Annotated in this window: 12 protein-coding genes and 1 tRNA gene; 10 read left to right on the forward strand and 3 right to left on the reverse strand. The window is 58.6% G+C overall.

Annotated elements, in window-relative coordinates; all coding sequences use genetic code 11:
- Nucleotides 1-31: 31 nt before the first annotated feature.
- Entirely contained in the window at nucleotides 32-2077 is a 2046-nt protein-coding gene (locus ACXAE6_RS11090; RefSeq protein ID WP_475147608.1) for a methyl-accepting chemotaxis protein, read from the forward strand.
- Between the two features lie 13 nt (nucleotides 2078-2090).
- Here ACXAE6_RS11090 and ACXAE6_RS11095 read toward each other — a convergent pair whose 3' ends face one another.
- Both ACXAE6_RS11095 and ACXAE6_RS11100 read right to left on the reverse strand, forming a co-directional pair.
- Nucleotides 2091-2522, reverse strand: a complete 432-nt coding sequence (locus ACXAE6_RS11095) for a dCMP deaminase family protein (RefSeq protein WP_392805952.1) — start codon at nucleotides 2520-2522, stop codon at nucleotides 2091-2093.
- A gap of 58 nt (nucleotides 2523-2580) precedes the next feature.
- Nucleotides 2581-3459, reverse strand: a complete 879-nt coding sequence (locus ACXAE6_RS11100) for a TIGR01777 family oxidoreductase (protein WP_475147610.1) — start codon at nucleotides 3457-3459, stop codon at nucleotides 2581-2583.
- Between the two features lie 126 nt (nucleotides 3460-3585).
- Between ACXAE6_RS11100 and ACXAE6_RS11105 the strand changes: the two genes are divergently transcribed.
- The 8 genes from ACXAE6_RS11105 (at nucleotide 3586) to ACXAE6_RS11140 (ending at nucleotide 11170) form a co-directional block, all read left to right on the forward strand.
- Nucleotides 3586-4521, forward strand: coding sequence for an ABC transporter ATP-binding protein (locus ACXAE6_RS11105; RefSeq protein WP_475147612.1), 936 nt, complete (start codon nucleotides 3586-3588; stop codon nucleotides 4519-4521).
- Nucleotides 4518-5288 carry an ABC transporter permease gene (locus ACXAE6_RS11110; RefSeq protein ID WP_475147615.1) on the forward strand — a complete coding sequence of 257 codons (771 nt, stop codon included), beginning with the start codon at nucleotides 4518-4520 and terminating at the stop codon, nucleotides 5286-5288. Before ACXAE6_RS11105 ends, ACXAE6_RS11110 begins: the two co-directional genes overlap by 4 nt.
- Nucleotides 5289-5314: 26 nt before the next feature.
- Nucleotides 5315-6145: an NADPH-dependent 7-cyano-7-deazaguanine reductase QueF gene (gene queF / locus ACXAE6_RS11115; RefSeq protein WP_475147618.1), complete on the forward strand. Its 831-nt coding sequence runs from the start codon at nucleotides 5315-5317 to the stop codon at nucleotides 6143-6145.
- Nucleotides 6146-6249: 104 nt separating this feature from the next.
- A tRNA-Ser gene (locus ACXAE6_RS11120) sits at nucleotides 6250-6337 on the forward strand.
- Between the two features lie 760 nt (nucleotides 6338-7097).
- Nucleotides 7098-7682 (forward strand): TetR/AcrR family transcriptional regulator, encoded by a 585-nt coding sequence (locus ACXAE6_RS11125; RefSeq protein WP_475147621.1) that lies wholly within the window; start codon nucleotides 7098-7100, stop codon nucleotides 7680-7682.
- 148 nt (nucleotides 7683-7830) lie between these two features.
- Entirely contained in the window at nucleotides 7831-9117 is a 1287-nt protein-coding gene (gene fabF / locus ACXAE6_RS11130; RefSeq protein WP_475147624.1) for a beta-ketoacyl-ACP synthase II, read from the forward strand.
- Nucleotides 9118-9209: 92 nt separating this feature from the next.
- On the forward strand, nucleotides 9210-9914 hold the full coding sequence (locus tag ACXAE6_RS11135; RefSeq protein WP_475147627.1) for an SDR family oxidoreductase: 705 nt from the start codon (nucleotides 9210-9212) through the stop codon (nucleotides 9912-9914).
- 11 nt (nucleotides 9915-9925) lie between these two features.
- Nucleotides 9926-11170, forward strand: coding sequence for a multidrug effflux MFS transporter (locus ACXAE6_RS11140; RefSeq protein WP_475147629.1), 1245 nt, complete (start codon nucleotides 9926-9928; stop codon nucleotides 11168-11170).
- Nucleotides 11171-11448: 278 nt separating this feature from the next.
- Here the strand turns inward: ACXAE6_RS11140 and ACXAE6_RS11145 are convergent, their stop codons facing one another.
- Nucleotides 11449-11799: a DUF1330 domain-containing protein gene (locus tag ACXAE6_RS11145; RefSeq protein ID WP_475147631.1), complete on the reverse strand. Its 351-nt coding sequence runs from the start codon at nucleotides 11797-11799 to the stop codon at nucleotides 11449-11451.
- Between the two features lie 167 nt (nucleotides 11800-11966).
- Between ACXAE6_RS11145 and ACXAE6_RS11150 the strand changes: the two genes are divergently transcribed.
- Nucleotides 11967-12536, forward strand: coding sequence for a TetR/AcrR family transcriptional regulator (locus ACXAE6_RS11150; RefSeq protein WP_475147633.1), 570 nt, complete (start codon nucleotides 11967-11969; stop codon nucleotides 12534-12536).
- Nucleotides 12537-12615: the final 79 nt, after the last annotated feature.

Here is a 12615-nt window from a genome sequence, read left to right on the forward strand (position 1 = left end):
AGGACGTCAAAATACAACAAGGAATCTGACTATGAAGTGGGCGTTGAGCAAACCCAGGCTGAGATTGAATGTGGCTTCCAGGTTGAACCTGGCGTTCGTCATCCTGAGTTTGGCCATCATCGCCGTGGTGATGCTTGGCGCCCTGGGCCTGGAACGCATTAATGGCGGGGTCGGACGCGTGGTCTCCGGTGCCGCTCCGGCGCAGAAAACCGTCGGTGACCTGCAGATCGAGTTGCTTGAGGTCAGTCGTCTGGCGATTGAACATTACAACGCCGTCGATCCGCAGTTGCTGGGGCGTCTGGAAAGCGACTTCGAAGCCGCGACCGTGGCCTTTAGCAATCGTGCCGCGGCCCTGGCGGAACAGCTGGATCAGCTGGGCACTCTGGAAGCCAGCCGCCGTGATTTGAAAATCATTGTCGGACGCAGCCAGGAGCTGTTCGAAGGTATCCGTGAAAACATGCGTATTTACGGTCAGTCGCTGGTGGCTCAACAGCAGATTGCTACCATCCGTCAGGACTTGCAGGTCATCATCAGTGAACTGGACGCGGTGTTTCCGGCTTATCTGAGTGACGTCGAAGACCCCGATAACCGGGAAATGCTCTACGACATTCGCAACCTGGTCAGCCACGGCTCCGCCTGGGCCCGGGAGTTGGCGTTGGTCAACAGCCTGACCGATTTCCGCACCGCTCAGGATAACTTCCGCGACTTTATGAACGACTACGGCCGGCTCGGCTTTCAGTTGATGGCGCGGGCGCGCCAGGAACCCCTGATCGGTGAATTCCAGCAGGAGCTTGGCCCGCTGGTTGGGCAGATGGTGGAAAAGGTCACCGCCAACGAAGGTCTGGCGCCGTTGCAGAATGATTTCCTGCAGATCAAAGCCGCGCTTCGCGCCGGTGTGGTTCAGACTCAGGATGGCTTGAGTACCGAGGTGGCGTTGCTCAGTCGGATTGCTGCTCGCGTTGATGCTGCTGCCAGCTCCATTGGCCGTCGGGCGCAGGATCAGGTGGTGGAATCGCGCGTGGCGCTGATCGCGGTCGCTGTTGTTGCGGTGTTGTTCTGCATTCTGGTGTCGGTGCTGGTGGTGCGCTCAATTCGCCAGCCGCTGAAACGCTTGCGGGCTTATATGACACAGGTCGGAGAGGGTGATTTCACCGCTCAGTTTGGCCGTCACAGTCGCGATGAACTGGGCGATATCAGCCAGGCGACGGAGCAATTGGTGACCACCCTGAGTGGCATGATCGGGCGGATTCAAACGCACAATGAAACCCTCAGTCGGGTGGCGCACGATACCACCGCCATTTCCGATCAAACCCGCGCCAGCGTTGAACGTCAACGCACCGAGCTGGATATGGTGGTGACCGCCATCAACGAAATGACCTCGTCGATTCGCGAAGTGGCCAGCAATGCCGAAGTCGCCAGTCGTGAAATGCGCGACAGCGAACAGGACGCCCGCGTCATCGACACCACTGTTAAAGCCACCATGACGGCGGTCGGCGCGCTGGAAGAAAAAATGGCCAGCGCCGCCGAGGTGATTCGTCAACTCGATGAAGGCGTCACCAGCATCGAAGACATTCTGGCGACCATTCGCGGCATTGCTGAGCAGACCAATTTGCTGGCGTTAAACGCGGCCATCGAAGCGGCACGCGCCGGTGAACAAGGTCGGGGATTTGCGGTGGTGGCCGATGAGGTGCGCACCCTGGCTGGCCGCACCCAGGCATCGACTGAAGAAATTCGCGTCAAGATCGAGTGGATGCTGGAGCAATCGGCTTCCGCTGTGGCGGTGATCGAATCGAGTCAGTCCGCGACTCAGGATGTTGCCGAACAGGCGCGCTCAGCGCAGGAACGGTTCAGCAACTTTATGAGCGCCATGACGCATCTGAACGAACTCAACATGCTGATCGCCACGGCGTCGGAACAGCAAAGCGCCACCACCGAAGAGATCAATCAGAACATCGTCGCCATTCGTGAAGTCTCAGAGGGCACCGCCGAAGGCGCCCAGCAGGCGGCGGAACAGACACATCAACTGCAGAATGTGGCCCAGGATCTGGATCAGGCCGTGCAGCAGTTTAAGGTGTGACCGAGGCGCCGGTTCAGGGCTTGGCCCAGTGCACGCGCACACCGGCTTCGGCAAACATCGATTCGCTGATCTTCACCTTGTCGCCCCAGCGTGATAGATAATCTTCGCTCTGCATCGGGCAATGCACCACGCTAATGCCGGTCTGAATAATTTTGGCGGCGCAGTTGGGGCAGGGGAAGTGCGTTACCCAGATTTCACAATCGGCCAGATCGCGCTTGGCAAAGAGGATGGCGTTTTCCTCAGCGTGAATGGTCTTGGCGTACTTCATTTCCCGATCTTCAGTATCGGCGCGGTCGGAAACGCCGTGCGGATAGCCGTTGAAGCCCAGCGATACCACGCGGTTGCGCTCGGTGATTACCGCACCTACCTGAGTCGACGGGTCCTTACTCCAGGAGCCGACCAACTCGGCCATTTGAAAGAAACGATTTGCCCACTTGCTGGCCATTAAGGCTCTCCTCGGATGACGGACATGCGTTTGTAGCAGACCCGGGCAGCGGCGACAATCAGCGGGCTACTGAATAGAGTTGCGCCAGCGCATCAGTAAGCCTGGCGTAACGAAATTCAAAACCGCTATCCAGCAGTCGTTTGGGCTCGACGTATTGGCCATCCAGCAGCAGCGTCGACAGCTCGCCCAAAGTCCAGCGCAGCGGTCCGCCGGGCAGTCGCATCCAGTAGGGCCGGTGCAGCGTCTGGCTCAGTTCCCGGTTAAAACGATCTTGGCTGACCGGCTTCGGCGCGGTCAGATTCACCGGGCCGCTCAAACCCTTGGCGATGATCCAGTCGATGGCCGCCTGATAATCCTGCCAGTGAATCCAGCTTTGTCCCTGCCCGCCATCACCGAGTCGTGTCGCCATGCCAAAGCGTGCCGGGCGCGCCAGGGTGGGCAATAAACCACCGTTGCGTCCCAACACCAGGCCGGTGCGGATCAGTGTCAGTCGCTCGACCTTTGATTCAGCGTTCACAGCGGCGGCTTCCCAATCGCGACACAGCTGGGCGCTGAAGTCGTCACCCGACGCGCTGTCTTCGTTCACCGGCTGATCGCCCGTGCCGTAATAACCGATGGCCGAACCGCTGATTAAATGACCGACGCTGAAGCCGTTGTGGCCCAGCTGGGCGAGCAGGTCGCGGGTAAAATCAATGCGCGAGGCGCGCAAGGTCTGCTGCCGCGCTTTGGTCCAAAGACCACCGGCGATGCTGGCACCGGCCAGGTTGATCAGAACATTGTAGTGGCGATTCAGTTGTTCTAACTGACGGATGGGATTAACGCCCTCGGGCAGTGGCTTGTGGTGTTGCCAGCCATCGACCGAGTGGCCCTGTTCAAGCAGCGCTCGTGCCAGCATGGAACCGATAAAGCCGCTGGCGCCGGTAATGAGGATTTTCATGCGGTGACTCCATTGAAATCGTGACTTTAGCAACCACTTATACGCCTCGTTTTTTCCGCTGGCTCTGTTGTTATCTGCGTCATTACGACAGCGACCCAGGCCGGCCCGCCAACGTACGGGAGTTCCATGACGTTAGCTCTTGATATTCAGCAACTGCGCAAGGTCTACGACAACGGTTTTGAAGCCCTCAAAGGCATCGATCTGCGCGTCGACCAAGGCGACTTCTTCGCACTGCTCGGCCCCAACGGCGCTGGCAAATCCACCACCCTCGGCATCGTCTCCTCGCTGGTTAACAAAGGTTCCGGCCAGGTGAGCGTGTGTGGTTTTGATCTCGACAGCCAACGCGAAGGCGTTAAACGCAGCCTGGGCGTGGTGCCCCAGGAGTTCAACTTTAATTCGTTCGAGAAAGTGGACGACATCCTGATCCAGCAGGCCGGTTACTACGGCATCAAGCGTAAACTGGCGACGCAGCGCACCGAGAAATACCTCAAGCAACTGGATCTGTGGGACAAGCGCGATGTGCCGGCGCGGATGCTCTCCGGCGGCATGAAGCGTCGTCTGATGATCGCCCGGGCGCTGGTGCACGAACCGAAGATGTTGATTCTTGATGAACCGACGGCCGGTGTGGACATCGAAATCCGCCGCTCCATGTGGCAGTTCCTGCGCGAACTGAATGCGCAGGGCACCACCATTATTCTGACCACGCACTACCTGGAAGAAGCCGAAAGTTTGTGCCGCAATATCGCCATCATTGATCGTGGCGAGATCATTGCCCAGGCGCCGACCAAACAGCTGTTGCAGGGTAAACAACGCTCGACCTTCGTGGCCGACATTACTCAGAACCTGACCGAAGCGCCGGAGCTTGATGGCCTAAACTGCCGCCTGACCAACGACGGCAGCCTGGAATTCGATCTGGCGCAGGATCAGAACCTGAACGACGTCTTTGCCCAGTTCCAGCAGCACGGTTTAGTGGTAACCAGCATCCGGCCGAAGACCAATCGCCTGGAAGAGCTGTTCGTTGACCTCACCTCCAAACAGCCCAAGCAGGAGAGCGCCGCATGAACCATCCATACTGGGTCGCTTTCTACACCATCCTGTCCAAGGAAATCCGTCGTTTTACCCGCATCTGGGTGCAAACGCTGCTGCCACCGGCGATCACCATGGTGCTGTACTTCATCATCTTCGGAAACCTGATCGGCGACCGCATCGGCTCGATGGACGGCGTCGATTACATGCAGTACATCGTGCCCGGCCTGATCATGATGTCGGTGATCACCAACAGCTACGGCAACGTCAGTTCCAGCTTTTTCTCCAACAAGTTCCAGAAATCGATTGAGGAACTGTTGGTGTCGCCGGTGCCCAACTGGGTGATCATGCTCGGCTTCGTCTTCGGCGGCGTGGCGCGAGGCCTGGCCTGTGGCGTCATCGTTATGCTGCTCAGCCTCTGGTTCACCCACCTGGAAGTGCACAACCTGTTTGTGATGCTCAGCGTTATCCTGTTGACCGCCGTGGTGTTTGCCACCGCCGGTCTGATCAACGCCATCTTTGCCACCAAGTTTGATGACGTCACCATCGTGCCGACCTTTATTCTGACCCCGCTGACCTACCTGGGTGGCGTCTTCTACTCAGTCAATATGCTGCCGGATGTCTGGCAATGGGTGAGCAAGCTCAACCCCATTCTCTATATGGTCAACACCTTCCGTTACGGCATCATTGGCGTCAGCGATATTCCGGTGGTGTCGGCCTATGGCATGCTGTTCGTCTTTCTCGCGGCACTGATGAGCTGGGCGCTGTACTTGCTCAACACCGGTCGCGGCCTGCGCAGCTAGACGAACTTGGAATAATAGAGGTGAGCATGTCGACGCCCGAACAGAGCCCGCTGGGCAAAACCAGCGCTTACATCGCCGAATACGATCCCACCCTGCTGTTTCCCATAGAACGTCAGGGCAAGCGCGATGAAATCGGCATCGATGGCAGGGAGCTGCCGTTTGCCGGCGTCGATATCTGGAACGCCTACGAACTGTCCTGGCTGAACCCCAAGGGCAAGCCGGTGGTGGCGCTGGGTGAGTTTTTCATCCCGGCGCAATCGCCACGGTTGATCGAATCGAAGTCGTTCAAGCTCTACCTCAATTCCTTCAACCAAAGCCATTTCGCCAGCGTGCGCGAAGTGGCGGAAACGATGTCATCCGACCTCAGCAAGGCCGCCGGCGCCGAAGTGCGTGTGACCCTGGTGCCGCTGGGGCAGATGGGCCACAGCGCCGACGTCTTCGGCCTGCCGGGCGAGAACATTGACGACCTGGACATCGAAACCGATCAATACCAGACCGACCCGAGCCTGCTGGCCACTCTGCCGGGCGAGCCGGTGCACGAAGTGCTCAACAGCCACCTGCTCAAATCGAACTGCCTGGTCACCGGCCAACCGGACTGGGGCAGTGTGGTCATTGACTACCAGGGCCCCAAACTCCACCGCGCCGCCCTGCTCAAATACCTGATCTCCTTTCGCCAGCACAACGAATTCCACGAACAGTGCGTCGAACGCATCTTCCAGGACTTACAGCAACACTGCGGCACCGACAAACTGACCGTTTACGCCCGCTACGTTCGCCGTGGCGGCCTCGACATCAATCCCTACCGCAGCAACGACCCGAACTTCGAAGCCGACAACCGACGACTGGTACGGCAATAGCGAATCATCGGCTAAGCGCTTGTTTTCCTTAAAAAACTTGCATTGATTACAACGATCCGCTAGAGTTCGCCGCCGTTGCGCCGCACGCGGTGACAACGATTTACGGTGAGGTGGCCGAGTGGTCGAAGGCGCACGCCTGGAAAGTGTGTATACGGAAACGTATCGAGGGTTCGAATCCCTCCCTCACCGCCAGAATTAAAAAAGCCCCCGGCCCAAAAGGCCGGGGGCTTTTTTAATTCTCCCGGTTCGGGCGGTGTGGAAGGCGGCTCCTGCGCATCCATGCGCCCGCCGCATTAGCCCATCCCTGGGCGTCAACCCTCCGGTTCGACTGGATGCGCGGCATCCAGGACCGCCGCAGGCGCCCGCAGGGCAAGGTGCAAAGCACCTTGGTCCATCCCGACCGTAAGTGCCATAACCACCGTCTTCCTTTATCGCACCCAAAAGGCCGGGGGCTTTTTTAATTCTCCCGGTTCGGGATGTGCGGACGAATCCTCTCGGTTCGATTCGGAGCGCAGCGGAGAACGCGACCGCAGGGAGCGCATCCCGACCGGAAGTGCGTTAGCCACAGTCTCAAGCCCCCGGCCCAAAGGCCAGAGGCTTTTTTAATTCTCCCGGTTCGGGATGTGTGGAAGGCGGCCCATCCCTGAGCGTCAACCCTCCGGTTCAACCAGGCGCACCTCGACCACCATCTTCCTTCATCACACCAAAGCAGCTGTTTTTAAAATCCTGTCAACCCAGCCAGTACCGGACTCAACCAAGCAAATCGCCACCTCATCTCAAACCGCGCTCACAGTTGTCAGTACAAGGAGCCGAGCGTCTTTAACAATCGTTCGGTTCAGCTGGTCCGGCCCACCAACTTTTGATGATCACGCCCTCAGTCAACGCTTCTCAGAAAAAGCTTGCGAGGATAGTTACTATGACTTTATGATGCTCATAATATTATGGTGATCATATGAAACAGAGCAAACGCAGTGACCGCAAAGAAGCATCGCGCGAGCGGATTCTTAAAGTGGCATCCCAGCTAGTGCGCAAGAAGGGTTTTCGTGGCGTCGGTGTTGCCGAGGTGATGAATGAGGCCGGGCTTACTCATGGCGGTTTCTATGCTCACTTTGATTCCAGAGATGATCTGCTTCGTGCTGCCGTTGCCCGTGCCGATGACGACATTGCCCGTGCGTTGGACGACAGCCTGGCCAGGCTGACCCAAGAAGGGGTGGGGCCGTTTCGGTCGTTGGTGGAAACCTATTTGTCCGACGACATGATTGCCAAGCGTGAGCGGGGTTGCCCGGTGGCGGCGCTGAGTACGGAAATGCCCAATCAGCCATCCATTGTGCTGGAGGCATCGCGCTCACTGGTGCGCAATCTGCACCGCCGTGTCATCCAGGTATTGCCCGGGCGTCACCCTGAAGAAGCCGCCTGGACGGTGACCAGTACTTTGATCGGGGCGTTGCAACTGGCGCGCATCTTGGGCGACAACGATCAGGGCCGGGCCGTCTTGGCCGATACCCGGCGCGAGCTTCTGGCGCTATACGATACTTAAACCCTGCCATGTCAGTAGTTTTGAACGCTTTTCAGCGGCAAAAAATATGATCAACATCATATGAAATCAGGTGGTCTGTGGGCATTAAGCGGCACTCGCAGTGTCGACATCACCTGGCAACCGTAGGCACAAAAAGAGAGGTGAGCCGATGCAAGGTCAGCATAAACGTATCGTCGTGACGGGCATGGGCGTAGTGGGGCCGCTGGGGTGTGGCACTGAAGAGACGTGGCGTCGGCTGCTTTCCGGACAGTCCGGGATCGCCGCGCTACCCCCCGAGTTTTCCGAAGGTGTGGCCAGTCGTGTGGGCGGGCGAGTGCCTTCACTGGCAGAAGACCCTGTCGCGGGCTTCGATCCTGAACGCCTGGTGGCGCCTAAAGATCGCAAGAAAATGGATCGCTTTATCGAGTTTGCCCTGGTGGCGGCTGAGGAGGCTTTGGCTCAGGCGAAATGGGCACCGCAAGAAGCCTCTGAGCGGGAGCGGACCGCCACGATCATTGCCACCGGTATTGGCGGTTTTGGTGCCATGGCTGAGGCGGTGCGCACGACCGATCAGCGCGGTCCCCGCCGCTTATCACCCTTCACCGTTCCGTCTTTTTTGGCCAACCTCGCAGCGGGACAGGTGTCGATACGCCATGGTTTTCAGGGGCCGCTCGGTGCACCGGTAACCGCCTGTGCCGCGGGTGTTCAGGCCATTGGGGATGCGGCGCGGCTGATCCGTTGCGGCGAAGCGGATATTGCCTTGTGCGGAGGTGCCGAGGCGGCCATTCATTCTGTCAGCCTGGGTGGCTTTGCGGCTGCACGGGCCGTGTCGACCGCTTACAACGATCACCCTTCACAGGCTTCACGTCCTTTTGATCAGGATCGTGATGGCTTCGTGATGGGGGAAGGTGCCGGGCTGCTGGTGATCGAGTCACTGGATCATGCCTTAGCCCGCGGTGCTCGTCCGCTGGCTGAGCTTGTGGGGTATGGCACCAGTGCAGATGCCTATCATCTGACGGCTGGCCCGGAGGATGGCAACGGTGCACGCCGCGCAATGGCGCAGGCATTGCGACAGGCCGAGCGGGAACCGGACGATGTTCAGCATATCAATGCGCATGCGACGTCGACGCAAGTGGGCGATAAAAGCGAGTTGGCGGCGATACGCGCGCTGTTCGGCGATACCTCGCCGGTGGCAATTACGTCTACCAAGTCGGCGACGGGCCATCTGCTGGGTGCCGCCGGAGGGATTGAGGCCATCTTTACGGTGCTGGCGCTGCGTGATCAGGTCGTCCCGCCCACGCTGAATTTGGTGAATCCAGACGTTTTCGCCGCTGGACTCAATCTGGTCGGCCTTAAGGCTAGGCCTATGCCAATGGAGTATGCGATATCCAATGGTTTTGGGTTTGGCGGCGTCAACGCCAGCGTGCTGTTTCGCCGCTGGGAACCCCAGGCTTAAAGGGATTGCTCGATATCGATTCAATCGATTTTAACGGCCAATAATATGACGGCCATCATATCAATAAAGCGCGTTAGCGCAGGAGATAACCTATGAAACTCGACGGTGCTGTTGTTCTTATCACAGGGGCCAATCGTGGCCTGGGCCTGGAATTCTCCCGACAGTTGCTGGCTCGTGGTGCCGCGAAAGTGTATGCGGCGGCCCGCGATCCGGCTTCGGTGACGTTACCCGGCGTTGTCCCGGTCCAGCTCGATGTAACCGACGCAGCAGAAATCGCCACGGCCGCCAGCCTCTGCGCTGATGTCACTCTGGTCATCAACAACGCTGGCATTGCGCGGTTGAGCGGCTTTCTTACCGATGAATCAGAACCCCTGCTGCGCGAGCAACTGGACACCAACCTGTTTGGCATGCTGAACCTGAGCCGTGCCTTCGCGGGCATCCTGGGCCGCAATGGCGGCGGCGCATTGCTGAACATCTTGTCCATTCTGAGCTGGATCAATACGCCGTCACTGGCCGGTTATGGCGTCAGTAAGGCTGCGGCCTGGGCGTTGACCAATGGCCTGCGGCACGAGTTGCGCGCTCAGGGAACACAGGTGCTTGGCTTCCATGCAGGCTTTATCGACACGGATCTCACCCGAGGTTTCGATGTACCGAAAGTGACTCCGGAAGAGGTCGTGCGGCTCGCGCTGGATGCTTTAGAGGCGGGCGCGGAAGAGGTGGCGGTCGATGAGCCAACGCGTCAGGTCAAACAAGGGTTGTCACAGGGTGTTTATCTCAAAGACGCCGTCACCGGCTAACAGGAGTACCAATGAACGAATCGCTGCTGGAACTGGGTGTTACCCCCTCGCTACCGGATGATTGCAAAACCGGCGTACCCGACCGACCCGTTGCGCCACAGCTGACCGCGTCGCTGCTTTTCCTGCTGTCTGGTCTGGCGGCGTTGGGCGCGTTGTCGACCAATATCATCTTGCCTGCATTCCCGGACATGGGCACTGCGCTGGGGGTCTCGACCCGGCATCTCAGTGTCACCCTCAGCAGCTTTTTTGTGGCCTTTGCTTTCGGGCAGCTGCTGGTCGGCCCTTTATCTGACCATGTCGGCCGAAAATGGTTGGTATTGGGTGGATTGGGTGTCTTCCTGGTCGGCAGTTTGCTGAGTGCGATGGCCACCGATCTGTCGCTGCTGGTGGTCGGCCGCATCGTACAGGCATTGGGCGTGTGTGCGGCAGCCGTGCTGTCGCGGGCCATTGCTCGCGATCTTTTCGACGGCGAGCCATTGGCACGCGCGCTGTCGTTGATCATGGTGGCGATGGCGGCGGCGCCGGGTTTTTCACCGCTGCTCGGTAGCGGGCTCAATAGCCTGGTTGGCTGGCGGGGAATGTTTGTCCTGGTCGGTTTGCTGAGTCTGGTGTTTGCGGTGTTCTATGCCGTCAGCCTGGGGGAAACGCATCCGCCGGGCCGGCGCTCGGCGGTATCGGCCAGCAGTATTTTCCGCGGCTATGTTCTGCTTCTGCGTGATCGCCGGTTTATCGTGCCGGCGGCGTCGGTCAGTCTTATCCTGGGCGGGCTCTACGCTTTTTTCGCCGCCACTCCGGCTATCTTGATGGATGGGTTTGGTTTTTCTGCGCTGGGCCTGGGGTTGTTTTTTGCGGCAACGGTCTTCGTTGTATTCGGCGCCGGTCTTCTGGCCCCGCGCTTTGCTCATCGTTGGGGGGTCAAAGCGGTGGCATTGGCTGGCATTGTCATCGCTGTTGCCGGCAGTGTTCTGTTGCTGGTCGGCGCGCCGCAGCCGGCCATTTTCTCTGCATCGCTGGCGATATTTCTGTTTGGGATGGGCTTGGTGAATCCTCTGGGAACCGCCATCACGCTGCAACCCTTCGGCGCTCAGGCTGGCAGTGCATCGGCTCTGCTCGGGTTTCTGCAAATGGGCTGTGCGGCCATCACCATCAGTCTTATTGGCATACTTGATCTTGCCGCCTACGGCGCACTGGCCGTTATCTTGTCGGTTTGTACGGTGCTGGCATTGGTTGCTTTTGCTGTCGGTATGCGACCATAACACTAACCCTGGGGCGGTCGTGCAGGCCGCTTTTGATGCCAGGCACGAGTGGTGGATCGGGTCGGCGTACCGGATCAGCAGGCCGGCGCAGGATGCCAATAAAAAAGGTGAGGCACGAATGTGCCCCATCCATCGCGGTCGGCGGCGCTTCAACTGCGACGCTGACCACCTCTTTGCACGTTGTATAAATCGGCTGTTTTACCGCTCCCTCGATACTGCCTTCGAACCCGCTTTGCCACCATTCAACCCGACATCGCCCGGTCGCAGCAGGCCTGTAATCATCCGGCTTGTTGTGCGCTGCGGATGTCGGCAACAAAGCCTTTGATGGTGAATCCTTCGGGCATTTGATCAATCAGCACGATATCGGAAATGGCGTTATTGGTTCGCAACGGCAGAATGGCTTGATAGTCGGCTGACTGGTACCAGTCGTTCGCCGCTTTGCGGCTGGGGAATTCCATCAGCACGATAGAACCCGGCCAGCTGCCTTCAACAACATCAGCCGGGCCCTGGGCCAGCCATTTACCGCCAAAGGGTGCGACGGTCGCTTCAACCTGTTCCAGATAAGACAAGCCCGCCTCGTTGGGGACGTCGTTCGGTATACGCAGGTGGTTAATCAGATAGGTTTTCATACTGTTTCTCCTGAAAATTCAAAGGGAATATCAATTGATCGCCAGACTGGCTGGGCGCCTTATTCATGATGGCCATCATGTTTGCGTATTTATGATAGTCATCATATATTTGGGGTGTCAAGAAACTCCGCTGCATTTCGGAGTCGTCAGTAAAACGAGGAGTCAGCATGAGGTATTCACGCAGCGAGACCGCAGCCAAGCATGAAAAAATTCTGCAGGCTGCCGCCCGGATGTTCCGTGAACAGGGCTTTGGAAGTGTCAGTGTTGCGCAAATCATGCAGTCAGCAGGGATGACGCATGGTGCTTTCTATGCGCATTTCAGTTCCAAGGATGCGTTGGCCGCTGAAGCGGTGGGTCACGCCATGGCGCAGTTGGATGAGCAACGCCAGACGCCGCTGGACCAGTCTGATCCGCTGGCTGCCTTTGCTGAGAGCTACCTGACGGCGCAGCATCGTGATGACCCCGGTAACGGGTGCGCTATAGCGGCGCTGGGTCCGTCGATTGCCCGCAATCCAAAGATCGCCGGCCCGTTTACCGAGCAGATACAGCAGTCTCTTGCGCGGCTGGCACCGCACACCGATGGCGTCACTGCTGAGCAAGGGCGACGTCAGGCCATCCACACCTTGTCGACGGCGGTCGGCGCTATGATCATAGCGCGCGCGGTTTCAGATCCGGCCTTGTCCGATGAAATATTGGCCAGTGCGCGTGACAGCCTCATCCAGGCGGGCTCTGAGTAATAACGTTGTCTTGTTTCGATCCGTCGACAGGCTGATTGGCGGATCGAGCATTCCACCTCTGCGCTGGTGATCCTTGACC

The sequence above is a fragment of the Saccharospirillum sp. ABV4_185 genome (assembly GCF_056159245.1).